Annotated in this window: 29 protein-coding genes; 16 read left to right on the top strand and 13 right to left on the bottom strand. The window is 61.5% G+C overall.

Annotation, left to right across the window (positions count from 1 at the left end; all coding sequences use genetic code 11):
• Positions 1 to 233: 233 nt before the first annotated feature.
• Complete coding sequence (locus tag ACKUG4_RS11630; RefSeq protein ID WP_236187563.1) at positions 234 to 1,727, bottom strand: YifB family Mg chelatase-like AAA ATPase; 1,494 nt, start codon at positions 1,725 to 1,727, stop codon at positions 234 to 236.
• Between the two features lie 195 nt (positions 1,728 to 1,922).
• On the opposite strand from ACKUG4_RS11630, the gene ACKUG4_RS11625 reads away from it, so the two are divergent.
• Entirely contained in the window at positions 1,923 to 2,111 is a 189-nt protein-coding gene (locus tag ACKUG4_RS11625) for a HigA family addiction module antitoxin (RefSeq protein WP_445434047.1), read from the top strand.
• A 303-nt stretch (positions 2,112 to 2,414) separates the two neighbouring features.
• Here ACKUG4_RS11625 and ACKUG4_RS11620 read toward each other — a convergent pair whose 3' ends face one another.
• The gene (locus tag ACKUG4_RS11620) at positions 2,415 to 2,675 is read right to left on the bottom strand and encodes an accessory factor UbiK family protein (protein WP_445434046.1); all 261 of its coding nucleotides are present in this window, start codon (positions 2,673 to 2,675) and stop codon (positions 2,415 to 2,417) included.
• Between the two features lie 398 nt (positions 2,676 to 3,073).
• Here ACKUG4_RS11620 and glnK point away from each other — a divergent pair, with 398 nt between their 5' ends.
• From glnK to sutA, 4 genes are all read left to right on the top strand, one after another.
• Positions 3,074 to 3,412, top strand: a complete 339-nt coding sequence (gene glnK, locus ACKUG4_RS11615) for a P-II family nitrogen regulator (RefSeq protein WP_002555808.1) — start codon at positions 3,074 to 3,076, stop codon at positions 3,410 to 3,412.
• A gap of 37 nt (positions 3,413 to 3,449) precedes the next feature.
• Positions 3,450 to 4,787 carry an ammonium transporter gene (locus tag ACKUG4_RS11610; protein ID WP_007951904.1) on the top strand — a complete coding sequence of 446 codons (1,338 nt, stop codon included), beginning with the start codon at positions 3,450 to 3,452 and terminating at the stop codon, positions 4,785 to 4,787.
• 215 nt (positions 4,788 to 5,002) lie between these two features.
• Entirely contained in the window at positions 5,003 to 5,428 is a 426-nt protein-coding gene (locus ACKUG4_RS11605) for a secondary thiamine-phosphate synthase enzyme YjbQ (RefSeq protein WP_039765261.1), read from the top strand.
• Between the two features lie 102 nt (positions 5,429 to 5,530).
• Complete coding sequence (gene sutA, locus ACKUG4_RS11600) at positions 5,531 to 5,857, top strand: dormancy-specific transcriptional regulator SutA (RefSeq protein WP_007964546.1); 327 nt, start codon at positions 5,531 to 5,533, stop codon at positions 5,855 to 5,857.
• A 65-nt stretch (positions 5,858 to 5,922) separates the two neighbouring features.
• On the opposite strand, the gene ACKUG4_RS11595 is transcribed toward sutA, so the two are convergent.
• The 6 genes from ACKUG4_RS11595 to lptM are packed head-to-tail and all read right to left on the bottom strand — an operon-like array spanning position 5,923 to position 10,530.
• Entirely contained in the window at positions 5,923 to 6,627 is a 705-nt protein-coding gene (locus ACKUG4_RS11595) for an HAD family hydrolase (RefSeq protein WP_445434045.1), read from the bottom strand.
• Entirely contained in the window at positions 6,624 to 7,523 is a 900-nt protein-coding gene (gene xerC / locus ACKUG4_RS11590; RefSeq protein ID WP_007951897.1) for a tyrosine recombinase XerC, read from the bottom strand. Before xerC ends, ACKUG4_RS11595 begins: the two co-directional genes overlap by 4 nt.
• Positions 7,524 to 7,525: 2 nt before the next feature.
• Positions 7,526 to 8,251: a DUF484 family protein gene (locus tag ACKUG4_RS11585; RefSeq protein WP_007951894.1), complete on the bottom strand. Its 726-nt coding sequence runs from the start codon at positions 8,249 to 8,251 to the stop codon at positions 7,526 to 7,528.
• A gap of 13 nt (positions 8,252 to 8,264) precedes the next feature.
• The gene (dapF, locus tag ACKUG4_RS11580; protein WP_011336523.1) at positions 8,265 to 9,095 is read right to left on the bottom strand and encodes a diaminopimelate epimerase; all 831 of its coding nucleotides are present in this window, start codon (positions 9,093 to 9,095) and stop codon (positions 8,265 to 8,267) included.
• A gap of 4 nt (positions 9,096 to 9,099) precedes the next feature.
• Positions 9,100 to 10,347 carry a diaminopimelate decarboxylase gene (gene lysA, locus ACKUG4_RS11575; protein ID WP_064600345.1) on the bottom strand — a complete coding sequence of 416 codons (1,248 nt, stop codon included), beginning with the start codon at positions 10,345 to 10,347 and terminating at the stop codon, positions 9,100 to 9,102.
• Positions 10,348 to 10,356: 9 nt separating this feature from the next.
• On the bottom strand, positions 10,357 to 10,530 hold the full coding sequence (gene lptM, locus ACKUG4_RS11570) for an LPS translocon maturation chaperone LptM (RefSeq protein WP_007951888.1): 174 nt from the start codon (positions 10,528 to 10,530) through the stop codon (positions 10,357 to 10,359).
• Between the two features lie 239 nt (positions 10,531 to 10,769).
• On the opposite strand from lptM, the gene cyaY reads away from it, so the two are divergent.
• The 3 genes from cyaY (at position 10,770) to rnk (ending at position 11,870) form a co-directional block, all read left to right on the top strand.
• Positions 10,770 to 11,102 (top strand): iron donor protein CyaY, encoded by a 333-nt coding sequence (cyaY, locus tag ACKUG4_RS11565; protein ID WP_007951887.1) that lies wholly within the window; start codon positions 10,770 to 10,772, stop codon positions 11,100 to 11,102.
• Between the two features lie 4 nt (positions 11,103 to 11,106).
• A complete protein-coding gene (locus ACKUG4_RS11560; RefSeq protein WP_064600343.1) occupies positions 11,107 to 11,331 on the top strand; it encodes a DUF1289 domain-containing protein in 225 nt (74 codons plus the stop codon).
• A 128-nt stretch (positions 11,332 to 11,459) separates the two neighbouring features.
• Positions 11,460 to 11,870 carry a nucleoside diphosphate kinase regulator gene (gene rnk / locus ACKUG4_RS11555; protein ID WP_064379882.1) on the top strand — a complete coding sequence of 137 codons (411 nt, stop codon included), beginning with the start codon at positions 11,460 to 11,462 and terminating at the stop codon, positions 11,868 to 11,870.
• A gap of 6 nt (positions 11,871 to 11,876) precedes the next feature.
• Here rnk and ACKUG4_RS11550 read toward each other — a convergent pair whose 3' ends face one another.
• From ACKUG4_RS11550 to ACKUG4_RS11540, 3 genes are all read right to left on the bottom strand, one after another.
• Positions 11,877 to 14,720, bottom strand: a complete 2,844-nt coding sequence (locus tag ACKUG4_RS11550; protein WP_445434044.1) for a class I adenylate cyclase — start codon at positions 14,718 to 14,720, stop codon at positions 11,877 to 11,879.
• 194 nt (positions 14,721 to 14,914) lie between these two features.
• Positions 14,915 to 15,160 carry a TIGR02647 family protein gene (locus tag ACKUG4_RS11545; protein WP_007951883.1) on the bottom strand — a complete coding sequence of 82 codons (246 nt, stop codon included), beginning with the start codon at positions 15,158 to 15,160 and terminating at the stop codon, positions 14,915 to 14,917.
• Positions 15,161 to 15,351: 191 nt separating this feature from the next.
• Positions 15,352 to 15,636: a hypothetical protein gene (locus ACKUG4_RS11540; RefSeq protein WP_064379885.1), complete on the bottom strand. Its 285-nt coding sequence runs from the start codon at positions 15,634 to 15,636 to the stop codon at positions 15,352 to 15,354.
• Between the two features lie 123 nt (positions 15,637 to 15,759).
• Between ACKUG4_RS11540 and ACKUG4_RS11535 the strand changes: the two genes are divergently transcribed.
• The gene (locus ACKUG4_RS11535) at positions 15,760 to 16,419 is read left to right on the top strand and encodes a glutathione S-transferase family protein (RefSeq protein ID WP_064600340.1); all 660 of its coding nucleotides are present in this window, start codon (positions 15,760 to 15,762) and stop codon (positions 16,417 to 16,419) included.
• 127 nt (positions 16,420 to 16,546) lie between these two features.
• On the opposite strand, the gene argH is transcribed toward ACKUG4_RS11535, so the two are convergent.
• Positions 16,547 to 17,941, bottom strand: coding sequence for an argininosuccinate lyase (gene argH / locus ACKUG4_RS11530; RefSeq protein ID WP_011336517.1), 1,395 nt, complete (start codon positions 17,939 to 17,941; stop codon positions 16,547 to 16,549).
• Between the two features lie 473 nt (positions 17,942 to 18,414).
• Between argH and ACKUG4_RS11525 the strand changes: the two genes are divergently transcribed.
• The 7 genes from ACKUG4_RS11525 (at position 18,415) to ACKUG4_RS11495 (ending at position 24,816) form a co-directional block, all read left to right on the top strand.
• Positions 18,415 to 19,161 (top strand): LytR/AlgR family response regulator transcription factor, encoded by a 747-nt coding sequence (locus tag ACKUG4_RS11525; protein ID WP_039765284.1) that lies wholly within the window; start codon positions 18,415 to 18,417, stop codon positions 19,159 to 19,161.
• 138 nt (positions 19,162 to 19,299) lie between these two features.
• The gene (gene hemC, locus ACKUG4_RS11520) at positions 19,300 to 20,241 is read left to right on the top strand and encodes a hydroxymethylbilane synthase (protein WP_445434043.1); all 942 of its coding nucleotides are present in this window, start codon (positions 19,300 to 19,302) and stop codon (positions 20,239 to 20,241) included.
• Positions 20,238 to 21,005 carry a uroporphyrinogen-III synthase gene (locus tag ACKUG4_RS11515; protein ID WP_064600332.1) on the top strand — a complete coding sequence of 256 codons (768 nt, stop codon included), beginning with the start codon at positions 20,238 to 20,240 and terminating at the stop codon, positions 21,003 to 21,005. The genes hemC and ACKUG4_RS11515 overlap by 4 nt, the downstream gene beginning before the upstream one ends.
• A 16-nt stretch (positions 21,006 to 21,021) precedes the next feature.
• Positions 21,022 to 22,164 carry a uroporphyrinogen-III C-methyltransferase gene (locus tag ACKUG4_RS11510; RefSeq protein ID WP_445434042.1) on the top strand — a complete coding sequence of 381 codons (1,143 nt, stop codon included), beginning with the start codon at positions 21,022 to 21,024 and terminating at the stop codon, positions 22,162 to 22,164.
• Positions 22,161 to 23,399: a heme biosynthesis protein HemY gene (locus ACKUG4_RS11505; protein ID WP_064600328.1), complete on the top strand. Its 1,239-nt coding sequence runs from the start codon at positions 22,161 to 22,163 to the stop codon at positions 23,397 to 23,399. The genes ACKUG4_RS11510 and ACKUG4_RS11505 overlap by 4 nt, the downstream gene beginning before the upstream one ends.
• Before the next feature lie 221 nt (positions 23,400 to 23,620).
• Positions 23,621 to 24,172 carry a disulfide bond formation protein B gene (locus ACKUG4_RS11500; protein ID WP_064600326.1) on the top strand — a complete coding sequence of 184 codons (552 nt, stop codon included), beginning with the start codon at positions 23,621 to 23,623 and terminating at the stop codon, positions 24,170 to 24,172.
• A 185-nt stretch (positions 24,173 to 24,357) separates the two neighbouring features.
• Positions 24,358 to 24,816: an Rsd/AlgQ family anti-sigma factor gene (locus tag ACKUG4_RS11495; RefSeq protein WP_007951863.1), complete on the top strand. Its 459-nt coding sequence runs from the start codon at positions 24,358 to 24,360 to the stop codon at positions 24,814 to 24,816.
• 60 nt (positions 24,817 to 24,876) lie between these two features.
• On the opposite strand, the gene ACKUG4_RS11490 is transcribed toward ACKUG4_RS11495, so the two are convergent.
• Complete coding sequence (locus ACKUG4_RS11490; protein WP_039765295.1) at positions 24,877 to 25,542, bottom strand: FKBP-type peptidyl-prolyl cis-trans isomerase; 666 nt, start codon at positions 25,540 to 25,542, stop codon at positions 24,877 to 24,879.
• Positions 25,543 to 25,579: the final 37 nt, after the last annotated feature.

The following is a 25,579-nucleotide window of genomic DNA, read 5'->3' as shown; positions in this document are numbered from 1 at the left end:
TCTCATGATGATTTTATTGATTAAGTGTATTGCGCCCGCTGGGCTGAAGAGTTCTTTTCCATGATGTGTCGCCTCCATTTTATATTGCTTTAAAGTTTGAAGTTTTTAACTAAAAGCTCTGGCGCCTGATGAACAGCGCCGTCGTTATATCACATCTTGGCTAATGGCTATCAGCGCGTGCGGACTTTATTTTCAGCTGGCACAGGTCGCCTCTAAGCTGCCTGTCCATCCCGTCATTGCGTCGCTGGGCGATACTGCAGCGCTTCGGCCAGATGCTCACGTGATATGGCATCAACCTTCTCTATATCGGCCAGTGTCCGTGCAACCTTGAGCAGCCGATGTGCTGAACGCAGCGACAGGGTCAGTCGCTCACAGGCTGACTCCAGCCAGGTTTCATCGGCTGTGGATAACTTGCAGTGCTTCTTCAGCCCCGGCAAATCGAGAAACGCATTGGCACAGCCCTGGCGTTTTTGCTGACGCTCGCGGGCCTCGGCGACCAATGTGGCCGCGCTGGCGCTGTCCTCTCCCGGTTTCACGGCAGGGTTCAACGCTGTCGCCTCCCGCGCTACTGTCAGGTGCAAATCGATCCGGTCCAGCAACGGCCCCGACAGTTTGTTGCGATAGCGCTGCACCATGTCCGGTGTGCATGAGCATTTGCCGCTCGGTTCGCCGAGATATCCACAGGGGCAGGGATTCATCGCCGCGACCAGCTGGAATCTCGCGGGAAACCGCACCCGTTCCTTGGCCCTTGCGATCACGATGCAGCCGGATTCCAGCGGTTCGCGCAGCACCTCCAGCACCTTGCGATCAAACTCGGGCAGCTCATCGAGAAACAGCACGCCATGGTGGGCGAGGGTGATTTCGCCGGGCTGAGGTTTTGAACTGCCACCGACCAATGCCGGCCCGGAAGCCGAGTGATGCGGTTGGCGGAACGGGCGTTGCGGCCAATGAGTCAGCGGCGCGCCACTGGCGACGGATTGAATCGCCGCCACTTCCAGCGCTTCACTCTCGGTCAGCGGTGGCAGCAGCCCTGGCAAACGACTGGCCAGCAATGTCTTGCCCGTCCCCGGTGGCCCGCTGAACAGCAGGTTGTGGGCGCCGGCAGCGGCAATCAGCAGCGCCCGTTTGGCCGCCAGTTGGCCCTGTACTTCATTCAGGTCGGGATAAGGTTTGGCAGCATGGATCAGCCCGTCCGAGACATAAGGCTCGACTGGCGTATGCCCGTTGAAATGCGCCACAGCCTCCAGCAGATGATCCACCGCAATCACCCTCAGTCCCGACGCCAGACAAGCCTCCTCGGCATTCGCCCGTGGCACCACCAGCGTCCGCCCGGCCTTGCGTGCCGCCAGCGCCGCCGGCAAAACCCCGCGCACCGCCCGGACTGCGCCGGATAACGCCAGTTCACCCAGACATTCCACGTCATCGAGCGTCAACGTCGGCACCTGCACACTCGCCGACAGAATCCCCAGCGCAATCGCCAGATCGAACCGCCCGCCATCCTTGGGCAGATCCGCCGGCGCCAGATTCAACGTGATCCGCCGCGCCGGAAACTGCAGCCCGGAATTGATGATCGCGCTACGCACCCGATCCTTGCTTTCCTTCACCGCCGCTTCGGGCAGGCCGACCATGGTCAGCGAGGGCAGGCCGTTGGCCAGGTGGACTTCGACGGTGACGGCGGGGGCATCCACGCCAATCTGGGCGCGGCTGTGGACGATGGCGAGGGACATGGTCGTTCCTTGAGTTGAATCGGGGGCCGCTTCCTGCGGGTTTTTGAAGGGTAGTTGAGCGGGGTTCTAGCGTTTGAGTAGAGGTTTACAAGACGTATCAGAAAGCGGTTGTGCGGGCCTATGCATTCATCTTCTGCCTGCTAACAGACCACTTGGCTCAAGCTCAGGTCCGTACGTAACGGCAACTGGGAGCCGTTGGGCATGACTGTCATGGACTTGGCCATGCCCACAAACTGGCCTGAAACCGAGATCGAGAAGCTTGTGAAATGCCAGCTCAGGATCTGCGCCGATCTGGCAATCAGGCTGGCCATTCACCTCAACACCACGCCTGAGTTCTGGATGAATCTTCAGTCGACTTACGATTTGCGAAAAGCTGAAGTTTAGAGAGGAGCTTCCGTCCGTGATCAAGTGGAGTGGCTGGCGCATTGCGCTTGATCTGAATCCAAGGTCGTACGGCGGGGAGCTGAACAGTTGCTGTGACTACTCCTCAGAAAACCGATTATTGCAGCTATCTCGAGGCGAAAAAAAACCGCCTTGAGGAGACGGTTTTCAGTTGCAGGCTTCGGTGAGGCCAAGGCCTGCGCGTCCTTAGTGAACACACTCACGTTTGCTGAGGTTATGCAGGTTTGATCGCTGGCACAAGCATCAACGAAATTCCGCCAACCAATTGCAGGCTGGGATGAGGACTCAATCAGCCGGCGGCGTCAGCTTCGCTTCCAGCTCCGCCACCTTCGCCTCAAGGCTCTCGAGCCGGGCGCGAGTGCGCGCCAGCACCACCATCTGACTGTCAAACTCTTCACGGCTCACCAGGTCGAGTTTGCTGAAGGCACTTTGCAGCAGCATCTTGAACTGGCTTTCGATTTCGGCTTTTGGCAAGGGCGTGTCGCCGCTGAACAGGCGGGAGGCGGTGCCGCTCAGGGCGTCGAGGAAGTCTTTGGGCGCGAGCATGGGATATGTCCTGGAAACAATGGCCGGCAGTGTATCACGCAGTGTCTATAGTCATTGGCGCAGGCACGGATGCACGCTTTTCGCGCAACGGGATGCACGGCCACGCACCGTTGTTGTGCGTATCCGGAGTGCCATTTGGGTGATGGCATCTGTGGCAGCGGCCAAGGGATTGAAATCAGTGGTTTTTGGCGAGATGGCAAGCTTTCTGCTTAGTCACCTTCGACCCATGCACTGATGCAGTCGCTGTGACGAATGCAGTGCGGCAGACGGAGCGGGGAGTTTCGTCTGGAGCGGTTAGCTGGCGTCGACAACGAAGCGTTACAAAGCCAGGCACTGCGCTTAGACTTGAGTCGGGTTTGTTTTCCTGGGGCAAGTCCACCAATTCGGGAGAGAGTTTCATGAAGCTAGTCACTGCCATCATCAAGCCGTTCAAGTTGGACGACGTGCGCGAGTCGCTGTCCGAAATCGGCGTGCAGGGCATTACCGTTACTGAAGTCAAAGGCTTCGGTCGGCAGAAGGGTCACACCGAGCTGTATCGCGGCGCGGAGTATGTGGTCGATTTTCTGCCCAAGGTGAAAATCGACGTTGCCATCGACGACAAGGATCTGGATCGGGTTATCGAGGCGATAACCAAGGCTGCCAACACCGGCAAGATCGGTGACGGCAAGATCTTCGTGGTCAATCTGGAACAGGCGATCCGCATCCGTACCGGCGAAACCGATACCGACGCGATCTAAACGCCGCCACAAACCCAACGCCCCAGGAGAAAACAATATGACTCTGCGTAAATTCGCAGGGCTAGGAGCCCTGTTGTCTATCGTAATGCCCGGCCTGGCCATGGCGGCAGACGAAGTGGCAGCCCCAGTCCTGAATTCCGGCGACACTGCCTGGATGCTTACTTCCACAGCCCTCGTGCTGTTCATGACCATTCCCGGCCTCGCGCTGTTCTACGGCGGCATGGTTCGATCGAAAAACATTCTTTCCGTGATGATGCAGTGCTTCGCCATTACCGGTCTGATCAGCGTCCTGTGGGTCATTTATGGCTACAGCATCGCGTTCGACACCACCGGCATGGAGCAGGGCGTCGTCAACTTCAACTCGTTCGTGGGCGGTTTCGGCAAGGCGTTCCTTGCCGGTGTTACGCCAGCGAGCCTGACCGGCCCGGCGGCGCTGTTCCCCGAGGCGGTGTTCATCACCTTCCAGATGACCTTCGCGATCATCACTCCGGCGCTGATCGTCGGTGCGTTCGCCGAGCGGATGAAGTTCTCCGCGATGCTGATCTTCATGGGCATCTGGTTCACCCTGGTTTATGCACCGATCGCGCACATGGTCTGGTCCGGCAACGGCGGCCTGATGTGGGACTGGGGCGTGCTCGACTTCGCCGGCGGCACCGTGGTGCACATCAACGCCGGTGTGGCCGGTCTGATCGCCTGCCTGGTACTGGGTAAACGCAAAGGTTTCCCGACCACTCCGATGGCGCCACACAATCTGGGTTACACCCTGATGGGCGCGGCGATGCTGTGGGTCGGCTGGTTCGGCTTCAACGCCGGTTCCGCTGCGGCCGCCAACGGCACCGCCGGCATGGCGATGCTGGTCACTCAGATCGCTACCGCTGCTGCTGCATTGGGCTGGATGTTCGCCGAGTGGATCACCCACGGCAAACCAAGCGCACTGGGTATCGCATCCGGCGTCGTTGCAGGTCTGGTCGCGATCACTCCGGCCGCTGGCACCGTGGGCCCGATGGGCGCACTGGTGATCGGTCTGGCAGCAGGCGTGGTGTGCTTCTTCTGCGCCACCACCCTGAAACGCAAACTCGGTTATGACGACTCCCTGGACGCCTTCGGCGTGCACGGTATCGGCGGTATCCTCGGCGCGATCCTGACCGGTGTGTTCGCCGCACCGTCGCTGGGTGGCTTCGGCACCGTCACCGACATCGCCGCACAAGTCTGGATTCAGTGCAAAGGCGTCGGCTTCACCGTGATCTACACCGCCATCGTCACTTTCATCATCCTCAAGGTGCTGGATGCCGTGATGGGTCTGCGTGTGACCGAGGAAGAAGAATCGGTCGGCCTGGATCTGGCACAACACAACGAGCGCGGCTACAACCTGTAAGCACGCGCCGCAAAAAACTTGCCCGGCTTGCCGGGCATTTTTTTATCTGGAATTTGTCTTCCCTGATACAGCTGAAAGGATTTTTCGTACTGCTTTGGTCGTGTTTACGACGAGTGTTTTTCTGCGGCCAAAGGCTTACATCATTGAAGGAATATTAGGGCCTTTGTTTTTTTCCAGAGCGCGCTAGAATGCGCCCCGAACGTGCGGAGAACTGTATGTGGCAACAGACTCTGATAACCCTGCGGGCACGGCCCCGGGGCTTTCATCTGGTGACGGACGAGTTGCTCGCCGGTCTGCCTGAACTCAAGGCATGCCGGGTCGGTCTGTTGCATTTGTGGCTGCAGCATACCTCGGCGTCGTTGACCATCAACGAGAACGCCGATCCGGCGGTACGTCGCGACTTCGAACGATTTTTCAATCGTCTGATCCCACAAGGAACAGACGGCTATGAGCATAACGACGAAGGCCTGGACGACCTCCCGGCGCACTTCAAGGCCAGCGTGCTGGGCTGTCAGATCAGTTTGCCGGTAACGGCGGGCCGACTGGCACTGGGCACCTGGCAAGGCGTTTACCTGGGCGAGCACCGTGATCATGGCGGTGCCCGTAAAGTCCTCGCCACCTTGCACGGTGAAGGGGCATAAACCGTTGGTCACCAATGGTTACTGATTTTTTTCCGGCGACTTTCGACAGTCGCCAAAGCTGGTCTATAACTAATCTGCTTTTCGCAAGTCATGAGGTAGAACATGAGCGACGATGATCTGGAAAACGACGACCTCGAAGTAGGCGACGAAGACGAGGCCGAGGAAGGTCTGGAAGCAGCAGCGGAAGACGTTGCTGACGACGATGGCGGTGACGATACGCCGGCCCCGGCTGCAAAAGGCAAGGCCAAGGCGGCGGTATCGGTCGACGAGTTGCCGAGCATCGAAGCCAAGAACAAGGAGCGCGATGCCCTGGCCAAGGCCATGGAAGAGTTCCTTGCGCGCGGTGGCAAGGTTCAGGAAGTGGAGGCCAACGTGGTCGCCGATCCGCCCAAGAAGCCGGACAACAAGTACGGCAGCCGCCCTATCTGAGGCGTGGCGCTTGCTTGCTGAAAAAGCCCGCCGTCGCTGCGGGCTTTTTCATGGGCGAAAGAAAATCAGCCGCGGCTGTTCCAGCGGGCGAGCACCGCGGGCAGATCGCTAAGACTGCGAATCTCGGCATCCGGCAGGCGCTCCGCTTCCCAGACCTTGCCGGCGGGGTTGAACCAGATCGCTCGCAGACCGGCCTGCTGCGCCCCGGCGATGTCGTCCCCCGGGTGATCGCCGATATGCACCGCCGCTTCGGCGCTCACGCCACCGCGCTGCAACGCTTCATGGAACAGTCGCGCATCCGGCTTGGCGATGCCGATGTCTTCGGCACACAACGCAAATTTGAAATAGTCCGCCAGCCCGAGACGACGGACATCGGCGTTGCCATTGGTGACCACCCCGAGAGCGTAGTGTTTGGCGAGGGTTTCCAGGATCGGCTCGACCTCCGGGAACACATCGATCTGATGCCGCGCATGCAGAAACACTTCAAAACTCTTGTCTGCCAGATCCGACGCTTCGCTGTGGGCGTATCCGGCTTCCTCCAGCGCATGGAACAGCACCCGCCGGCGCAGCGCGCTGATGCGGTGCTTGAGTCCCGGCTCGTTGGCCAGCACCCGTTCGCGGATCGACCACAGATGCTCCACCGGCACCGCGCCCAGATTCGGCGCATGTTCGCTCAGCCATTCGCGCAAAACCGCTTCGGCGCTGACGATCACCGGAGCGGTGTCCCACAGGGTGTCGTCGAGGTCGAAGGTGATCAACTGGATGCTCATGAATCGTCGCCTTTCATGCGTTTGGCCCGTGGGTGGGCGCTGTCGTAGACCGCCGCCAGGTGCTGGAAGTCCAGGTGGGTATAGATCTGGGTGGTCTTGATGTCCGAGTGGCCGAGCAATTCCTGCACCGCGCGCAGATCCTGAGAGGACTCGAGCAAATGGCTGGCGAAGGAGTGCCGCAGCATGTGCGGGTGCAGGTTCTGCCCCAGTTCGCGCTCGCCGGCCAGTTTGACCCGCACCTGAATCGCTCGCGGGCCAAGGCGTCGGCCTTGCTGGCTGACGAATACGGCGTCGTCTGCCGGATTGGTCAGAGCCCGCAGTGGCAGCCATTGTTCCAGCGCTTCCCGGGCCTTCTTGCCGACCGGCAACAGGCGCGTCTTGCTGCCCTTGCCGAGTACCTGAACCATGCCGTCGGCCAGATCGAGCTGATCGAGATTGAGCCCGGTCAGCTCCGACAGGCGCAGGCCGGAGGAATAGAACAGCTCCAGAATCGCCTGATCACGTCGAGCCAGGAAATCGTCCTCGACCGCACCTTCGAGCAGTTGCAGGGCGCGGTCGGTGTCGAGGGTTTTCGGCAGCCGGCGCTCGCCTTTGGGCGGTGCCAGGCCGGTGGCCGGATCGTGGTCGCAGAGGCCTTCGCGATTCAGATAGTGATAGAGCCCGCGCACGGCCGAGAGCAGGCGCGCCAGACTGCGCGACGACTGGCCCTGGGCATGCAGGCGGGCGATCAGGCTGCGCAGGCGCTGGATGTCCAGGGCCTGCCAGCTGCCGATGTTTTGTTTGTTGCACCAGCCGAGGACTTTGTCGAGGTCGCGGCGGTAGGCCGACAGCGTGTGTGGCGACACCTGCCGCTCACTGCGCAGGTGTTCGCAGTAAGCGTCCAGTTGTCGTTCCATGCTCAGCGTACCGAGCGCAGGGAGCTGTTGACCCGTGGCAGCACGCGACCCATGACTTCGGCGATGTAGCTGAGGAACAGCGTGCCGACCGAGCTCTTGTAGTGCTGCGGATCACGGCTGGCGATGGCCAGGATTCCGTGGATGCCCTGGTGGCTGACGGCGACCACGGCGGTGGAGCCGATCTGCTTGCGTTGCTCTTCGCCGAACAGGAAGTCGAGTTCGTGTTCACGCAGGCTGCCGCTGACGCTCTTGCCTTCGGTGAGCAGGCCGCCGATGGCGGTCTGCGCGTCGGCGTGGGTCACCCAGCGGCCGACCGGGGCCGGGTTGTCTCCGAGCAGGATCAGGCTGACGAAGGGCACCTGGAAATCCTGACGCAGGCTGTCTTCGACGCTGATCACCACATCTTCCAGGGTGGCAGCGTCCATCAGGGCGAGGATCAGGCGACGGGTCTTGTCGAACAGGCGATCGTTGTCCCGGGCGACGTCCATCAAGTGCGAGAGGCGGTGACGCATCTCGATGTTGCGGTCGCGGAGGATGGCCATCTGACGCTCGACCAGCGAGACGGTATCGCCGCGCTGATGGGGGATGCGCAGGGACGGCAGCAGTTCTTCATGCTCGACGAAAAAGTCCGGATGGGCCTCCAGGTACGCGGCAACCGCTGCCGCCTCCAGGCTCTCGGACGCTGATTCACCGGACTGTCGGGCGGGTACCTGAGGCTTATCGGTCATGGCTTCTGCTCACTCAAAGACGCACTTGTCCTTCGTATACGCGCACTGCCGGGCCGGTCATCAACACCGGTTGGCCGGGGCCTGCCCACTCAATGGACAGGCGCCCGCCCGGCAGGTCGATCAACAGTGGCGAATCCATCCACCCCTGACTGATCGCAGCTACAGCAGCAGCGCAGGCACCGGTGCCGCAGGCCTGGGTTTCCCCGGCGCCGCGTTCCCAGACGCGCAGTTGTGCGCGGTGGCGGTCGATGACCTGGAGAAAACCGACGTTGACTCGCGCCGGAAAGCGCGGATGGTGTTCGATTTTCGGCCCCAGTTCATGCACCGGTGCAGTGTTGATATCGCTGACTCGCAGCACCGCATGGGGGTTGCCCATGGACACCGCCGCCAGATCGACCGGCGTACCGTCGACATCGACCTGATAACTCAGGGCCTGCTCCGGCGCCTGGAACGGAATGTCCGCTGGCACCAGGCGCGGGGCGCCCATGTTCACGCCGATCTGGCCGTCGTTACGCACGTCCAGTTCGATGATGCCGCCCTTGGTCTCGACGCGGATCTGCCGTTTGGCGGTCAGACGTTTGTCGAGCACGAAGCGGGCGAAGCAGCGCGCACCATTGCCGCACTGCTCCACTTCGGAACCGTCGGAGTTGAAGATCCGGTAACGGAAGTCCACATCCGGATTGCTCGGCGCTTCGACGATCAGCAACTGGTCGAAACCGATGCCGGTGTGCCGGTCGCCCCACATTTTTGCGTGCTTGGGCTGAATATGCGCGTGCTGGCTGACCAGGTCGAGGACCATGAAGTCGTTGCCCAGGCCGTGCATCTTGGTAAAACGCAGCAGCATGGGGTTACTCCGGCAGCAGGCTTTCGCCGGCAAACAGCTCGGCCACGGTTTCGCGGCGACGCACTTCAAAGGCCTGATCGCCATCCACCAGCACCTCGGCGGCACGGCCGCGGGTGTTGTAGTTGGAGCTCATCACGAAACCGTAGGCACCGGCCGAATGCACGGCCAGCAGATCGCCTTCTTCCAGCGCCAGCTCGCGTTCCTTGGCGAGGAAGTCGCCGGTTTCGCAGATTGGGCCGACCACGTCGTACTTGCGTGCAGCGGTGTCGCGCGGTTTGACCGCGGTCACGTCCATCCAGGCCTGGTACAGCGCGGGGCGGATCAGGTCGTTCATGGCCGCGTCGACGATGGCGAAGTCTTTGTGCTCGGTGTGCTTGAGGTACTCGACCTGAGTCAGCAGCACGCCGGCGTTGGCGACGATGAAGCGGCCCGGTTCGAACACCAGCGCCAGATCACGGCCAACCAGACGCTCGCGCACAGCCTTGATGTAATCGGCAGCCAATGGCGGCTCTTCGTCGCGATAACGCACACCCAGGCCGCCACCGAGATCGATGTGGCGCAGGTGGATGCCGCAATCGCCAAGGCGATCGACCAGATCCAGCAGGCGATCAAGGGCATCGAGGAACGGCGGCAGAGTGGTCAGTTGCGAACCGATGTGGCAGTCGACGCCGACCACTTCCAGGTTCGGCAGGTGCGCGGCACGCACGTACACGTCTTCGGCGTCGGCGATGGCGATGCCGAACTTGTTCTCTTTGAGACCGGTGGAAATGTACGGGTGGGTGCCGGCATCGACGTCCGGGTTCACGCGCAGCGAGATCGGCGCGCGAACGCCCAGCTCGGCGGCGACCACTTGCAGGCGCTCGAGCTCGTCGGTGGATTCGACGTTGAAGCAATGCACGCCGACTTCCAGCGCACGGCGCATGTCGTCACGGGTCTTGCCGACGCCGGAGAACACGATCTTGTCCGGGCTGCCGCCGGCGGCCAGAACACGTTCCAGCTCGCCACGGGAGACAATGTCGAAACCGGCGCCGATGCGGGCCAGGACATTCAGGACGCCGAGGTTGGAGTTGGCCTTGACCGCGAAGCACACCAAGTGCGGCATGCCGGCCAGCGCATCGGCGTAGGCCAGGTACTGGGCCTCGATGTGGGCGCGGGAGTAGACGTAGGTCGGTGTGCCGAAGCGATCGGCGATGGCGGACAGCGCCACACCTTCCGCGAACAGTTCCCCGCCACGGTAGTTAAAAGCGTCCATGGCGATCCCTTAGTAAACGTCGTGCTTGTGTGCCTTGGAGACAGGCTGCTTTTGCGAAGACTGGGCTTGCTCGGCCGGGTCCTGATCTTCATCGGGCAGGTACAGCGGGCCTTTTTGACCACAAGCCGAAACAAGGCAGGCAACCGCGACGAGCGCAGCAAGGGAAGAGATCAGGCGCTTCATGGCGAAATCCTTGAAAATGCGTTAATTGCGCCGGAGTATACCGGCCACCCGGCAGCTTGCCTATGCGACGGAACTCCCGTCCGGCGGGGCTCGGGCTGCGGCGCGGAAACTTTTCCCGCGTGACGGGTGGATATTTCGTCGCCGGGCAGGGCGCTTGGTCGTTATCCTTTGCAATCGGCCGGCGGCGTCCGTATCTTGCGGCGCTTGAGCCTGATCAGACATTTTTTGAGGTTGCCGCAATGAGTTTGTCCGAAGCCCGTTTCCACGATCTGGTCGATGAAACCCAGGAAAAACTGGAAGACATCTTCGACGACAGCGACCTGGACATCGACATGGAGAACTCGGCCGGTGTGCTGACCGTCAAGTTCGAGAACGGCACGCAGCTGATCTTCAGTCGTCAGGAACCGTTGCGGCAGCTGTGGCTGGCCGCCGTGTCTGGCGGTTTCCACTTCGACTACGACGAAGAAAGCGAACGCTGGATGTGCGACAAGAGCGAAGAACAGCTGGGCGAAATGCTCGAGCGCATCGTCAAGCAGCAGGCTGGCACCGAATTCGATTTCGAAGGCCTGTGATTTCGTGACTGATACTGCGCCCGTCCGTCCGCCGAAGCCGCTCTACAGCAACGTCAGCCCGGCCGTGCCTTCGCCGTGCACCGGCGTGTGCCGGCTGGATGAGCAGAAGGTCTGCCTCGGTTGCATGCGCCATGTCGAAGATATTCGCGAGTGGCGTTCGGCCGATGACGAGCGCCGTCGGGTGATTTGTGCGCAAGCGGCTCAGCGCCGGCAGCTCACCGGAGCGTAGCTTGTATATTTTTTGAGCTGTGGTAGTGTCCGGAAACGCCTCAACCCATCGAGGCCTGGTGAAAACCCCGTCTTTTTTGGCGGGGTTTTGCTTTTTTTGTGTGCAGAAGAAAGGAGTCTGCCCGGATCATGACCGCACCTTCCATCACCCTTACCCGTCTGGACGTGCAACGTCTGGAGCGCCTGATCGACAGCCTGGATGACACGCTGCCGGGCGTGATCGCGCTGCAAACCGAACTGGACCGCGCCGATACACTGGTCGGTCACGATGAAGTGCCTGCCGATGTCGTGACGATGAATTCCCGTGTGCACTGCCGCGAAGAAAGCAGCGGCAAGGACTACCACCTGACCCTGGTCTATCCGAAGCACGCCAACGCCGACGAAGGCAAAATCTCGATCCTGGCCCCGGTCGGCAGTGCGCTGCTGGGGCTGAAGGTTGGTCAGCACATCGACTGGCCGGCTCCGGGTGGCAAGACCCTGAAACTGACTTTGCTCGAAGTCGAATCGCAGCCGGCCAACGGCGGTGATTTCCCGGAGTAACCCGCGTCAGACCTGCTCGAGCGCCTCGTTCAGAGAGCGTTCAAGGTCGGCCTTGTAACGCAGATACAGATTGCTCGAACTCTGCCCGTCACCGATCACGCCCGACAGGTCCAGGTCGGTGATGTAGCAGCGGTAGCGCTCGGTTTCCCGGCGCTGTCCGACGATCTCCCGGGCGACCACGCTGAACAGCTGATCGCCATGTTCCAGCTCGCTGAATTCCCGTTGATTGCAATACAGCGTGACCTGCACTTCGCCGGGCGCGGCTTTGCCGACGATCGCCTGCACGTCGTAGAACGGTTTGTTGACCGGCGTCTGCGGCGCCGGGCGCATTTCGACCCGTCGCGCGCGTCCCGGTCCTGATGGCAATAACTGGTAATACAAGATTTCAAGACTGGCGGCATGGTTCGAATTCATTGGCAGCAGCGCTTCGCGACGGAACTGGATCGACTGCAGGAACCGCTGCAATGGCACCAACAGGCTTTGCTCGTCGTGAAAGGGCAAGTGCTGTTGCCACAGCGCGTTGAACTCATCGAGCACGTACAGCTCGGCGGTTTGTTCGGTGATCCGGTAGAACACCTGAATGCATTCAGGCTGGCCCATCGGCAGGATCAGCGCCAGGTCGTGGTCTTCCAGCGCCATCGGGTCCAGGTGCAGCGGGCTGTAGCGCGGTTGCTCCTCGCCCAGGTAATCGAGCAGCGCCGGCAGGGTGGCGAGGGCGACATGGCTGACCTGGCCCGGCACCAGTTCCAGCACGTGGTAATGCTGCTGCACCTGGATCAGGTAGCGGTGATTCAGGTCGCTGAGCAACAGGGTCTGCGCGGTGTCGATTATTTCTTCCACCCGGCGCGCGATGAATTGCGCGCGGTTGTGACAGAAGCAGCGCACTCGCAGCGAGGGTTGTTGCGCTCCGCGCGGCAGATTGTTGAGGTAATCGCGCAGGCAGTCCATCAGGGCATGCGGGCCATCGAAGCGGTTGACCAGCACTTCGTTCCAGCTGTTGAGCGTGACCTGATCCAAGGTCAACACCAGGTTCTCGCGCACACCGGCGTAGCTCAGCGAATCGGTACGCTCGGTGGTCATCAGGATGTTCAGGTCGCGGTGATGCTTGAGCGGATCGACCCCGACATTCACCAGCATCAAGACTTCGTTCGGTACGGCGGCGCGCAGCAGCGGTTCTTCGGCAACGGTCGGCAAGGGTAGGGGGATACTCTGTTGCAGGCTGCCGAGCAGGTTGAACAGCTCGAACTCGCTCATGTCGCTGGTGCCGGGGTGCAGGGCCAGTCGGGTGCTGCTGTCGATCACGCCGTTGCGGTGGCACCAGGTCAACAATTCCAGCAACTCGCGGCTGCGCTTGATCGGTGCGAAGTGTTCCCACTCCAGCGCTGTCAGGCTGCCGTTGTAAAGGCCCCACTGGGTCTGGCCCGGTTCCTTTTTGTTCGGCGATTGCACCAGGGTCAGCGTGTCTTCGGCCAGGTCCGGGGCGATGCCGGGATTGATGAACTCTACCTTGTCCGCCTTGCGCTCGAACGCCGCATACAGGCGCCGTCCGAGAACGTTGAGGTCGCGCTTGTTGATCAGGCTGACGGTCTGCTCTGCGCGGGCGAACTGGGTCAGGAAGCGATAGCTGTAATTGAGTTCGTTGACCAGCGCCCGGCGTTCGGCGCTGACCTGGCGGACTTTCCACTGGCTGCGGCTGTCGAGCAGCGTCAGTTGCCGCTGATCCCAATGCCATTCGCTGGCCAGTCTTTCCAGCAGTGAGCGCTGCCAACTCTGGGTTCGGCTGTTGCCGGTGAGCTTGCGGTTGACCTTGAGGTACAGCGCCCGTCGAACCAGCTCAAGGCGTTCCGGCTCATTGCGCGCAGTAAGGTATTCCTCGATCCGGCGGTAGACCACCATGTACGGATCCAGCTCGTCGAGATCCAGCCGGTTGGCGAACACCGCCTGCTTGAAGCGCAGGCTCAGGCACTGCACATGTGGATGCTCGCTGGCGTAGACCTCGGTCAGCAGCAGCTTGAGCACCGATTTGTAAGGTGACTCGATGCCCTTGAACAGTTGCCACAGCCCGGCGCCGACGAACTCGCCCGGCGGAATGTGCGCCATCGGCCCCAGGTCGAGGGTTTCATCGTTGCGGATGAAACGTTTGGAAATCAGGGTGTGGGTGTACGCGTCGTAGGCATGTTCTTCATAGACCGGCACCAGCCACCAGATCGGCGTGCGGCCGGCGAGCCAGATCGCGGTGCGGTAGAACTCGTCCAGCAGCAGATAGTGCTGGGTGGTGCCGCAATCTTCGGAGCTGAGTTGAGTGTCGCGTTCGCCTTTGACGAAACGCGCCGGGTCGATCAGGAAGAAGTGCGCTTCGGCCCCCTGGCTGGCAGCCCAGGTTTCGAGCAACTGGCATTTCTTGCGCAGCTCGGCGAGTTCACCGTCGTTCAGGTCGGGGGCGTGGCAGACCCACACGTCCATGTCGCTCTGGTCGGCCTGGGCCAGGGTGCCGAGGCTGCCCATCAGGAACAGGCCGTGAATCGGCCGTGGCGGGTTGCTGCCGTGACGCGGTTTGTAGGAGAACGAGCGGGTCAGGCGCTGGGCTTCGGCGAGCGCCTCGGCGTCAGGCTCGTAATTCGACAGCCCGGTTGGCGTGCTGCCCGAGACATAACCTGGCAGCAGCGGATGATTAACGTGAAAAAACAGCGGCAGCAGCGTCAGCACACTTTGCTGGCGCGTCGACAGTCCTTCCCGCGCCCGGTTCAGGCGGCCTTCATTGAGTTTCAGAAAGCGTGCACGTAGCTGGCTGAGTACCTTGCGGTCGATGCCTTCGTCGAGGTCGGGGCGGATTTCATGGGTGCGGGTCATGTCGGCTCAAACCGGCGCGCAGGGCTCGGAGGCAAAGGGTCTCGGGTGTCCGGGAGTTTAGCGCCTGAGCGGCAGGAGTTTTAAGCTGAATTTGTTTTTTGACGTCAGATTTCTATCGCGCGGTGATGGACGACGTTCATGGCTGGCCCGCGGAAATCCCGTGACAGGGGTTTCCGTGGGCAAAGTCGGGAGGATCAGGCGGTTTGCTGCTCTTTGAGAATCGTCAGTACGGTTTGCACGTTTTGTGCGGCATCGCGACCGAGGCTGGTCAGGTAACCGCCATCAGGCTGGTCTGTCAGTTCTTTTTCGAACAGGCGTTGTGCGGCGGCAATGTGCTTCGGGGCAGCGGTCTGATGAATTTTCAGACCTTCCTGGGAACTGTCCAGGTTGAAGAGTGCGAGGACTTCCAGTTCGGCAACCAACTCAGGGGTAAGCGACATAAGGACTCCAGACTTTCTAGGAATTGGACGACAGCGCCCCTAAGGTGAACCTGCCGGCGCGGCCTGTCCAGTGCGCGTGTCAGGGTTTTTGTCGCGGGGTGGTTTCCAGTGTAGTCAGGGAGCGGCAGAAGACCGCGCAGATGGGTGACAAATTGTGTGGGAGCAGGCGGGCTCCCACAGGGCGGGGCCGTTTACTGCTTTTCCGGTGGCAGCTCGGGCAGTGCGCGCAGCGCGGTTTCGTACCACTCGGTATCGAACGCGCGGTCTTCGTCGAGCATCGCGTCGATTTCGTAGGCCAGCACGTGGGCCATCAGATTCAGGATGTCATCACGCTCGTAACCGACCAGCGTCAGCTTGTTGAAGGTTGCCTTGGCCGCTGGCGGGTTGTCGCTTTCGATCTGGTTCTCGATCGCTTCGATCAGCGTCGATTCGGTGAACTCTTCTTCATCATTGTCGATGTCAGTCGGCTCGCTCATGGCAGGCTCCTCAAGGAAAGGCGCCAGTTTACCCGCATTCAGCGGCGTGATGCTGCTGGCGCGAATCCCTGGTGCGATCTATAAACAGGCACTGCCCACCCCGCACGGCCTGGAGGCTATGTGATGTTCAAGCTCTATGGATTCTCCGTCAGCAACTACTACAACATGGTCAAGCTGGCGCTGCTGGAAAAAGACCTGCCGTTCGAAGAGGTCACGTTCTACCCGACGCCAACGCCGGAGTCCCTGGCCATCAGCCCGCGCGGCAAGGTGCCGGTGCTGGGGGCCGAAGGTGGCTACATCAATGAAACGATGGTGATGCTCGAATACCTCGAAAGCACCCAGAAGGGTGCTCCACTGCTGCCGGCCGAGCCGTTTGCCCGTGCTCAGGTGCTGGCAGTGGCCAAGGAGATCGAGCTGTATATCGAACTGCCGGCCCGTGCCTGCTATGGCGAGGCGTTTTTTGGCATGGCACTCCCGGAGGCGATCAAGGAGAAAACCAAGGCTGAATTGCTGCTGGGTTTTGCGGCGCTGGCACGTCACGGCAAGTTCGCTCCGTATGTGGCGGGCGACAGCCTGACTATTGCGGATTTGTACTTCCTCTACAGCGTGCCGTTGGCAGTTGCGGTGGGGCACAAGCTGTTCGGTCTGGATTTGCTGGCGCAGATGCCGAAGGCCAAGGCACTGCTGGAGCGGCTTGAGCAGAATCCGCACGTGCAGAAGATTGCGGCGGACAAGGATGCGGCGATGCCGGCGTTTTTGGCGATGATCGCAGCGAAGAAGTAATTTTTTGGAGTTTTCGAGATGGCTTTCGCGAGCAAGCCCGCTCCCACACTTGATCTCGATTGGACACCTGTTCGGTGTTCGCAGCAGATCGAATGTGGGAGCGGGCTTGCTCGCGAAGCTTTGACTTTTAGCGGCTGGCGATCAGCGCCTGACCGCGAACCACGGCAGCCTTGACCTGCGCCGGCGCAGTGCCGCCGATGTGGTCACGGGCATTTACCGAACCTTCCAGGGTCAGCACGGCAAACACGTCCTGCTCGATCTGGTCGCTGAACTGGCGCAGTTCTTCCAGGCTCATTTCCGCCAGATCCTTGCCGGTGTCGACGCCGTACTTCACGGCATGGCCGACGATCTCGTGGCAATCACGGAACGGCAGGCCACGGCGAACCAGGTAGTCGGCCAGGTCGGTGGCGGTGGAGAAACCGCGCAGCGCCGCTTCGCGCATGATCGCGTGTTTCGGTTTGATCGCCGGGATCATGTCGGCAAAGGCACGCAGCGAGTCGCGCAAGGTGTCGGCGGCGTCGAACAGCGGTTCCTTGTCTTCCTGGTTGTCCTTGTTGTAGGCCAGCGGCTGGCCTTTCATCAGGGTCAACAGGCCCATCAGGGCGCCGAATACCCGACCGGTCTTGCCGCGTACCAGCTCCGGCACATCCGGGTTTTTCTTTTGCGGCATGATCGAGCTGCCGGTGCAGAAACGGTCCGGCAGATCGATGAACTGGAACTGCGCGCTGGTCCACAGCACCAGCTCTTCGGAGAAGCGCGACAGGTGCATCATCGCGATGCTCGCGGCCGAGCAGAATTCGATGGCGAAGTCGCGGTCGGACACGTTGTCCAGCGAGTTGCCGCCGACGGCGTCGAAGCCCAGCAGTTGCGCGGTGTATTCGCGGTCGATCGGGTAAGTGGTGCCGGCCAGTGCGGCGCTGCCCAGCGGCATGCGGTTGGTGCGCTTGCGGCAGTCGACCAGGCGCTCGTAGTCGCGGCTGAGCATTTCGAACCAGGCCAGCATGTGGTGCCCGAAGGTCACCGGCTGAGCGGTCTGCAGGTGAGTAAAGCCCGGCATGATGCTGGCGGCTTCACGCTCGGCCTGCTCCAGCAGGCCTTTTTGCAGGCGGGTGATTTCGCTCAGGATCAGGTCGATTTCGTCACGCAGCCACAGGCGGATGTCGGTGGCGACCTGGTCGTTGCGGCTGCGGCCGGTGTGCAGCTTCTTGCCGGTGACGCCGATGCGGTCGGTCAGGCGTGCCTCGATGTTCATGTGCACGTCTTCGAGGTCGACGCGCCAGTCGAACTGGCCGGCCTCGATTTCGCCCTGGATGGTCTTCAGGCCATCGATGATGCTGTCGCGCTCGGCATCCGTCAGCACGCCGACCTTGGCCAGCATGGTGGCGTGGGCGATCGAGCCCATGATGTCGTGGCGATACAGGCGCTGGTCGAAAGTGACGGAGGCGGTGAAGCGGGCGACGAAGGCGTCGACGGGTTCACTGAAGCGGCCGCCCCAGGACTGATTGGTCTTGTCAGTGCTCATGAATTCGCTCGTATCGGCTTGAAGAAAGAAGGCGTGAAACGCTGGCGCGGATAATAACAGGGTTGCCAATCCTGTCGCTGACACTGGTCGATACGTTTTTTTCTCATTCGCTCCGCCATAGTTGTCGGCGTCCCCGGGGGATTTGCGCAAGGATATTTTTCGATTGAGCAATATCCGCCCGACGAGCGTCTACAGTAGGACATAGGGGTCGGGTGACCACGGATCGGGCAAAGATCCGGCCACCGACTATAAGAAGAGAGAGGGGTGGGTGTATTGGCCATTGGCATACCCTGCGTAAAACGCAGTCGGCGACGGGCGTCGGGCGGTACGTTGCAGGTGTCGGCAAATATTGCCGGCCGACGTACGGCACTTTTTGGCGCTCGCGCTAGTCTTAGCGTGGATCGCGGTGACGGACGTCACTCCACTTGTCTACGCTATCCTTGTGCGAGACTCACGCAGGAATCCAGCGCAATATGAATGTCCTGATCGTTGATGACGAACCACTGGCCCGCGAGCGACTCAGCCGAATGGTGAGCGAGCTCGAGGGCTACACAATCCTGGAGCCCAGCGCCACCAATGGCGAAGAGGCGTTGGCACTGATCGACAGCCACAAGCCGGATATCGTACTGCTCGATATCCGCATGCCGGGCCTCGATGGCCTGCAGGTGGCTGCCCGTCTGTGCGAACGCGAAACCCCGCCAGCCGTGGTGTTTTGCGCAGGTCCCGATGAATTTGCCGTGGAAGCCCTGCAGGCCAGCGCCGTGGGCTATGTGGTGAAACCCGTGCGAACCGAACATCTGCATGACGCCCTGAAACGGGCTGAACGTCCCAACCGGGCCCAACTCTCGGCCCTGACCCGTCCTGCCGCCGAAAGCGGTAACGGCCCGCGCAGCCACATCAGCGCCCGGACCCGCAAAGGCATCGAACTGATCCCGCTGGATCAGGTGGTGTACTTCATTGCCGACCACAAATACGTGACCTTGCGCCACGAAGCTGGCGAAGTCCTTCTGGATGAGCCGCTCAAGGCGCTGGAAGACGAATTCGGCGAGCGCTTCGTGCGGATCCACCGCAATGCGCTGGTCGCCCGCGACCGCATCGAGCGACTGCAACGCACACCGCTGGGCCACTTCCAGTTGTTCCTCAAGGGCCTCAACGGTGACGCGCTGATTGTCAGCCGTCGACATGTGGCGGGTGTGCGCAAAATGATGCAGGGGCTTTAGTCCGCAGGCTCCGGGCGGTTCTTTGTTCATTTCACCAGGCATTGCAGGCCAGGGAGGCCACGCCGTATCTGATTCAGGTCAAAGTGGATTTGGCTGAGCTGTTATTATCCGCCGTATCTATTCAGTACGGATTGATCCATGTCCTCTCGCGAAATCCGCATCGCCACCCGCAAAAGTGCTCTGGCCCTCTGGCAGGCCGAATACGTCAAAGCCCGTCTTGAAGCATCCCACCCGGGCCTGCTGGTGACGCTGGTGCCCATGGTCAGTCGCGGCGACAAGCTGCTCGATTCGCCCCTGTCGAAAATCGGTGGCAAGGGCCTGTTCGTCAAGGAACTGGAAACCGCGCTGCTGGAAAACGAAGCCGACATCGCCGTGCATTCGATGAAAGACGTGCCGATGGATTTCCCCGAAGGCCTCGGTCTGTTCTGCATCTGCGAGCGCGAAGATCCCCGTGACGCGTTTGTCTCCAACACTTATTCCAGCCTCGATGCATTGCCCGCCGGCAGCATCGTCGGCACTTCCAGCCTGCGGCGTCAGGCGCAGTTGCTGACGCGCCGTCCGGATCTCGAGATCCGTTTCCTGCGTGGCAACGTCAACACCCGTCTGGCCAAGCTCGACGCCGGCGAGTACGACGCGATCATCCTCGCGGCAGCGGGCCTGATCCGCCTCGGTTTCGAAGATCGCATCACCTCGGCCATCAGCGTCGATGACAGCCTGCCGGCCGGTGGCCAGGGCGCCGTCGGTATCGAATGCCGCAGCGCCGACACCGAAATCCATGCCTTGCTCGCGCCCCTGCATCACGCCGACACCGCTGACCGTGTCACCGCCGAGCGTGCCCTCAACAAACATCTGAATGGCGGCTGCCAGGTGCCGATCGCCTGCTACGCCGTGCTCGAGGGCGATCAGTTGTGGCTGCGCGGTCTGGTGGGCGAGCCGAGTGGCGGCAAGCTGCTCAGCGCGCAAGCCCGTGCGCCGCGTGCGTCAGCCGAGACCCTGGGTGTGCAGGTGGCCGAAGACCTGCTGAGCCAGGGCGCCGACGATATTCTCAAGGCAGTCTACGGCGAGGCAGGACACGAGTGACCGCCTGGCGCCTGCTGCTGACACGCCCGGCGGAGGACTGCTCGGCGCTCGCCGCCGTGCTGGCCGAACAAGGGTTTTTCAGCAGCTGTCTGCCGCTTTTGGAAATCGCCCCACTGCCGGTCTCTGACACAATGCGTCGCACGATCACGCAACTGCCGCGTTACAGCGCAGTGATCGTGGTCAGCAAGCCAGCGGCGCGGATCGCGGTGGATCTGCTCGACTCTTTGGGCCTGGCGACTCCTACGATGCCGTGGTTCAGTGTGGGTGCAGCGACCGCCGCTATCCTTCGGGATCGGGGGCTGGATGTGAGCTTCCCGGACGCGGGTGACGACAGCGAGGCCTTGCTGCAATTGCCGCGTCTGCTTGAGGCGGTGGCCGTGCCCGGTTCGCAGGTATTGATCCTGCGTGGGGAGGGCGGACGCGAGCTGCTGGCCGAGCGCCTGCGCGCGCTTGGTGCTAGTGTCGAATACTTGGAGGTGTACCGTCGCGACCTGCCGGACTATCCGCCGCAGGAGCTGCCCCGCAGGATTGCAGCGGAACGCCTGAACGGGCTGGTGGTCAGCAGTGGACAGGGTTTCGAGCACCTGCGCCAACTGGCCGGCGACAGCTGGCCTGCACTTGCGCGGCTGCCGTTGTTTGTTCCAAGCCCAAGGGTTGCCGAGCAGGCCAGTGCCGCCGGGGCCCGAACAGTTGTGGATTGTCGCGGCGCCAGTGCCGCGGCCTTGCTGACGGCGTTACGGGAGCATCCCGTGCCCGTTCTCTAATGCAAAGGATGGATACGTGAGCGAAACAGCCTTGCCTAAAGATGACGTTCAACCTGTGATCGATGCACCGGTTGATGCACCGCCACCGGCCGCGGAACCGCGCCGAGGCAACGGATTGGCCATTCTCGCGCTGCTGCTCGGCGCTGCCGGTGTTGCGGTGGGTGGCTGGGGTGTGTGGCAGGTGCGACACCTGCAGACCAGCACTCAGAATCAGTTGAATCAGGTTCAGGCGTTGAACGATCAGGCACAGACCCTGAAGCTCAACGAGCAACGACTGACCGAGCGCCTCGGGCAATTGCCCGGTGCCGATGAACTTGCCGAACGCCAGCGTCTGGTGTCGCAACTACAGGGCGATCAGCAACGCCTCAACCAGCGTCTGGAAACGGTCCTCGGCGCCAGCCGCAAGGACTGGCGGCTGGCCGAGGCCGAGCACTTGCTGCGTCTGGCCAGCCTGCGTCTTTCCGCCCTGCAAGACATCAGCAGCGCTCAGGCGCTGGTCCAGGGTGCCGATGAAATCCTGCGCGAGCAGAATGATCCCGGTTCGTTCGCCGCCCGCGAGCAAGTGGCGAAAACCCTGGTGGCGCTGCGCAGTACCGAGCAGCCGGATCGCACCGGGCTGTTCCTGCGCCTGGGCGCCTTGCGCGATCAGGTCGTCGGCCTCACCGAGCTGGCGCCGGAATACAAGGATCGCGGCGATTCGCTGCTGGGCCTGACCTCCGATGGCGACGGCGCCAGTCGCTGGGCGCAGTGGTGGGATCAGATATCGCGCTACATCCGCATCGATTTCAACGCCGACAAAAACGTCCGGCCGCTGCTTGCCGGCCAGAGCCTGAGCCAGGTGCGTCTGGCCCTGAGCCTTACGCTCGAACAGGCGCAATGGGCTGCGCTCAACGGTCAGGCGCCGGTGTACACCCAGGCGCTGGCCGAAGCGCGTGACGTCCTCACGGGCAACTTCAATCCGGACAACCCGCAGAGCAAAATCATGCTCGAGCAGGTCGCGGAATTGAGCAAGCAACCGGTTACCGTCAACACGCCGGATCTCGCTGGAACCTTAAGTGCGGTGCAGGCCTATCTGGAGCGCCGCAACGTCAACGCCGAAGACTCGGTGAAACCCTTCGCCAAACCGGCTGCCAGCACCGCGCAGGAGGCGACACCATGAAGCGCCTGTATGTGATCGTGTTTCTGGTGATCGCGGCGACGGCGGCGCTGGGCCTGGCGATTGCCGAGCATTCCGGTTACGTGCTGGTCGCCTACAAAAGCTTTCGTTATGAATCGAGCCTGTGGGCGACCCTGGCGGTGGTGGCGGTGCTGTGGCTGCTGGTCTGGGGCATCAAGGCGCTGGTCGAGCTGGTACTGACTTCCGGCGGAGTGGTCAATCCGTGGTCGCGTCGTAACCGCAGCCGCCGTGTGCAGGTGGCGATCGAGCATGGTCAGCTCGACCTGGCCGAAGGCCGCTGGGCCAGCGCCCAGCGTCATCTTTACCGGGCCGCCGAAGCCGAGCGTCAACCGTTGCTGTATTACCTGGGCGCCGCCCGCGCCGCCAACGAACAAGGTCATTACGAGGAAAGCGATCGCCTGCTGGAGCGTGCCCTTGAGCGTCAGCCGCAGGCCGAGCTGGCGATCGCCCTCAGCCATGCGCAGTTGCAGACCGATCGTGGCGATACCGATGGGGCGCTGGTCACCTTGCAGGCGATGCATGAACGCCATCCGCACAATGTCCAGACCCTGCGCCAGTTGCAGCGCCTGCATCAGCAGCGCGGTGACTGGTCGTCCGTGATTAGGCTGTTGCCGGAGCTGCGCAAGGACAAAGTCCTGCCACCGTCCGAACTGACCGAACTCGAACGTCGCGCCTGGGGGGAAAACCTGTCCCTCGCGGCCCAGCGTGAAGAGGACGGCGCCGTCGGTTTACAGTCGCTCAACCGCGCCTGGCAGCAACTGACTTCTGCCCAGCGCCAGGAGCCGGCGCTGGTGCTGGCCTACGCCGAGCAGCTGCGTCAGCTGGGCGCTCAGGTCGAAGCGGAAGAAGTGCTGCGCACGGCGCTCAAGCGCAAGTACGACAGTCATCTGGCCCGCCTTTACGGTCTGGTGCGCGGCAGTGATCCAGCGCGTCAGTTGCAGACGGCCGAGGGCTGGCTCAAGGATCATCCGGGCGATGCCAGCCTGCTGCTGACGCTGGGGCGCTTGTGCCTGCAAGCCAGTCTGTGGGGCAAGGCGCGGGACTACCTGGAAAGCAGTCTGCGAGTGCAGCGCAATCCGGAAGCGTGCGCCGAGTTGGCGCGGCTGCTGGCCCGGCTCGGTGACACCGAACGCAGCAATCTGCTGTTCCAGGAAGGGCTCGGTATGCTGGATGAGCGCCTGCTGGCTGCACCATTGCCGGTAGCCGCTCGAGCATGATCAGAAAGGGGGAGCGTTGCTCCTCCATTTCTTTCCCGGTGACTGAATTGTTACCGGTAAATCCCCTCCCGAGCAAAATCCTACAGTGGGCTACATCGAATCCTTCGGTGCCTGTCGGGATTTCCCTACACTTCTGATGAAGTGTCGCCAGTGACCTGCCTTGAAAGCCCGAGGCGCTTTCCTCTACCGTAACTGCCTGTCTTTATTGTTACGGATAAGCCATGTCGTTGGCCTGCTCACGCTCCCTGTTCTTTATGGCTTTCACTGCGGGGATTCTGGCCCTGGGAGCTTCTTATTACCTCGAATACGCGGTCGGTCTGGTGCCCTGCAGCCTGTGTCTGGTCCAGCGTCTGTTCATGTGTGTGCTCACCATTTTTTGTGGTGTGGCGGCGGTCCATGGGCCGCAGCGTGTCGGTCTGTCGCTGTACTGGATGATGGCGTTGCTGACCAGTCTTGGCGGGATGACGGCGGCCTGGCGACAGGTGCTGTTGCAAAGTGATTCCCTGCAAAGGCTGGCGCATTGCGGGCCAGGGCCGGAGGAAATGTTCAGCAGCCTGCCGTGGTTATGCGCACTGATGCGTATGTTCAACGACACTGCCGATTGCACGGAGTTGTCCTGGACACTGTTCGATTTGAGCATTCCGGAGTGGAGCCTGCTGTTCTTCGTGGGGATGTCGATCCTTGCCGCTTACCAGTTGCTGCGACAGGTCTGGATGGCTTTACAGCGACCACTTAGCGGCCAACCGTCGCACCCGGCGCTGGTCAGGGATTAAACACTTGTATGAACTTTCTCTCCTGCGTACCTTGAAGCCATAGGCGTGCGGGCATAATCTGGCCCGCACGTGTCATTGGAATTGTGTTGCTCGATGACGCTCTGCCTGGCCGCCTCTCAAAGCAATAGCCACAAGAAGGGGCGCGGGTGTAGGGCAGCATGACCCACAAGGGAAGAGAGATCACCATGCTCGAAAGTTGTCAGAATGCTCAGGAACGTTGGGGTGGAGTTCATCTGCTGATCGACCGCTGGCTGCAGGAGCGTGAGGAATTGATCGCTGCCTATGACAAGCTGGGCGCCAAACCTCAGGCGCTGTCCGAGGATCGAAAGCCTTTGCAGGAATTCTGCGGTGTGCTGGTCGATTACGTCTCGGCCGGGCACTTCGAGATCTACGAACAGCTGACGGGCGAGGCCAAGGCCTTCAACGACAAGCGCGGCCTGGAACTGGCCGAGACGATCTATCCGCGGATCGATGTCATCACTGAAAAGCTGCTCGCGTTCAACGACCTTTGCGATGAAGGCAAATGCGTTGCGGAGAAATTCAAGGAGCTGGGCGGCCTGCTTCACGAGCGCTTCGAACTGGAAGACTGCCTGATCGAAGTGCTGCATACCGCACACAAGGAAGAGGATTCGGTTCAGGCCTGAACCGAACCTCGCAAGACACAAAAACGGTGCGCCCCAGGCGCACCGTTTTTTATTGGGCGATCAACTGGTCGCGCCGCGTAATTCCACTTCGAACACCAGCGGTGTGAACGGCGCGATCAAGTCGCCGGCACCGTCGGCGCCATAAGCCTGATCCGATGGAATCACCAGACGCCACTTCGCGCCGACCGGCATGTTCTGCAGCGCGGTGCGCCAGCCGGCGATCACGCTGTCGAGATTGAACCACTGCGGCTGGCTGTTCTGATCGAACACGGTGCCATCCGGCAGTCGGCCGATGTACAGCACCTGCACTTTTCCATCCGGGCCGGCCTTCGTGCCATTCCCCGGGGCAAGTTCGGTCAGCAGGATGCCGTCGGCCAGCTCCTTCACACCCGGTTTGGCTTTTTCGGCGGTGAGAAAGCGTCGCTCGTTTTCCATCGCGGCTTCAGTCGAAGGCATCGCCGCCTGCTCGGCCGTCTGCGATTCGTGATCGGCGAGGATCTGCTCGATGCGAGCCTCGCTCAGTGCCAGCGGCTTGCCTTGATAGGCTTGTTGCAGGCCTTCGATCAACGCCTGGATCTGCAGCTGCGGCACTTCCTGACGCAGTCGTTCGCCGAGGCTGGCGCCGAGGCTGTAAGCCAGATCGTGGGCGTCATTCGCCGTCGTTTTTTCGTCGGCCTGAGCCACGGAAAAAATCATGCAGAGGGATAAAAAAAAGTAGCGCGACATGGGCACTCTCCATCCTGAATTGCGGTGGATTATGCCA

It is taken from the genome of Candidatus Pseudomonas auctus (assembly GCF_048654275.1).
GTDB lineage: Bacteria > Pseudomonadota > Gammaproteobacteria > Pseudomonadales > Pseudomonadaceae > Aquipseudomonas > Aquipseudomonas pharyngis.
This window is presented reverse-complemented; position numbering and strand designations above follow the sequence as displayed.

Excerpts from the sequence above, each read along its gene's own strand:
- ACKUG4_RS11630 (WP_236187563.1), bottom strand. The coding sequence starts at position 1,727 with ATGTCCCTCGCCATCGTCCACAGCCGCGCCCAGATTGGCGTGGATGCC.
- ACKUG4_RS11620 (WP_445434046.1), bottom strand. The coding sequence starts at position 2,675 with ATGCTCGCGCCCAAAGACTTCCTCGACGCCCTGAGCGGCACCGCCTCC.
- glnK (WP_002555808.1), top strand. The coding sequence starts at position 3,074 with ATGAAGCTAGTCACTGCCATCATCAAGCCGTTCAAGTTGGACGACGTG.
- ACKUG4_RS11610 (WP_007951904.1), top strand. The coding sequence starts at position 3,450 with ATGACTCTGCGTAAATTCGCAGGGCTAGGAGCCCTGTTGTCTATCGTA.
- ACKUG4_RS11605 (WP_039765261.1), top strand. The coding sequence starts at position 5,003 with ATGTGGCAACAGACTCTGATAACCCTGCGGGCACGGCCCCGGGGCTTT.
- sutA (WP_007964546.1), top strand. The coding sequence starts at position 5,531 with ATGAGCGACGATGATCTGGAAAACGACGACCTCGAAGTAGGCGACGAA.
- ACKUG4_RS11595 (WP_445434045.1), bottom strand. The coding sequence starts at position 6,627 with ATGAGCATCCAGTTGATCACCTTCGACCTCGACGACACCCTGTGGGAC.
- xerC (WP_007951897.1), bottom strand. The coding sequence starts at position 7,523 with ATGGAACGACAACTGGACGCTTACTGCGAACACCTGCGCAGTGAGCGG.
- ACKUG4_RS11585 (WP_007951894.1), bottom strand. The coding sequence starts at position 8,251 with ATGACCGATAAGCCTCAGGTACCCGCCCGACAGTCCGGTGAATCAGCG.
- dapF (WP_011336523.1), bottom strand. The coding sequence starts at position 9,095 with ATGCTGCTGCGTTTTACCAAGATGCACGGCCTGGGCAACGACTTCATG.
- lysA (WP_064600345.1), bottom strand. The coding sequence starts at position 10,347 with ATGGACGCTTTTAACTACCGTGGCGGGGAACTGTTCGCGGAAGGTGTG.
- lptM (WP_007951888.1), bottom strand. The coding sequence starts at position 10,530 with ATGAAGCGCCTGATCTCTTCCCTTGCTGCGCTCGTCGCGGTTGCCTGC.
- cyaY (WP_007951887.1), top strand. The coding sequence starts at position 10,770 with ATGAGTTTGTCCGAAGCCCGTTTCCACGATCTGGTCGATGAAACCCAG.
- rnk (WP_064379882.1), top strand. The coding sequence starts at position 11,460 with ATGACCGCACCTTCCATCACCCTTACCCGTCTGGACGTGCAACGTCTG.
- ACKUG4_RS11550 (WP_445434044.1), bottom strand. The coding sequence starts at position 14,720 with ATGACCCGCACCCATGAAATCCGCCCCGACCTCGACGAAGGCATCGAC.
- ACKUG4_RS11545 (WP_007951883.1), bottom strand. The coding sequence starts at position 15,160 with ATGTCGCTTACCCCTGAGTTGGTTGCCGAACTGGAAGTCCTCGCACTC.
- ACKUG4_RS11540 (WP_064379885.1), bottom strand. The coding sequence starts at position 15,636 with ATGAGCGAGCCGACTGACATCGACAATGATGAAGAAGAGTTCACCGAA.
- ACKUG4_RS11535 (WP_064600340.1), top strand. The coding sequence starts at position 15,760 with ATGTTCAAGCTCTATGGATTCTCCGTCAGCAACTACTACAACATGGTC.
- argH (WP_011336517.1), bottom strand. The coding sequence starts at position 17,941 with ATGAGCACTGACAAGACCAATCAGTCCTGGGGCGGCCGCTTCAGTGAA.
- ACKUG4_RS11525 (WP_039765284.1), top strand. The coding sequence starts at position 18,415 with ATGAATGTCCTGATCGTTGATGACGAACCACTGGCCCGCGAGCGACTC.
- hemC (WP_445434043.1), top strand. The coding sequence starts at position 19,300 with ATGTCCTCTCGCGAAATCCGCATCGCCACCCGCAAAAGTGCTCTGGCC.
- ACKUG4_RS11505 (WP_064600328.1), top strand. The coding sequence starts at position 22,161 with ATGAAGCGCCTGTATGTGATCGTGTTTCTGGTGATCGCGGCGACGGCG.
- ACKUG4_RS11500 (WP_064600326.1), top strand. The coding sequence starts at position 23,621 with ATGTCGTTGGCCTGCTCACGCTCCCTGTTCTTTATGGCTTTCACTGCG.
- ACKUG4_RS11495 (WP_007951863.1), top strand. The coding sequence starts at position 24,358 with ATGCTCGAAAGTTGTCAGAATGCTCAGGAACGTTGGGGTGGAGTTCAT.
- ACKUG4_RS11490 (WP_039765295.1), bottom strand. The coding sequence starts at position 25,542 with ATGTCGCGCTACTTTTTTTTATCCCTCTGCATGATTTTTTCCGTGGCT.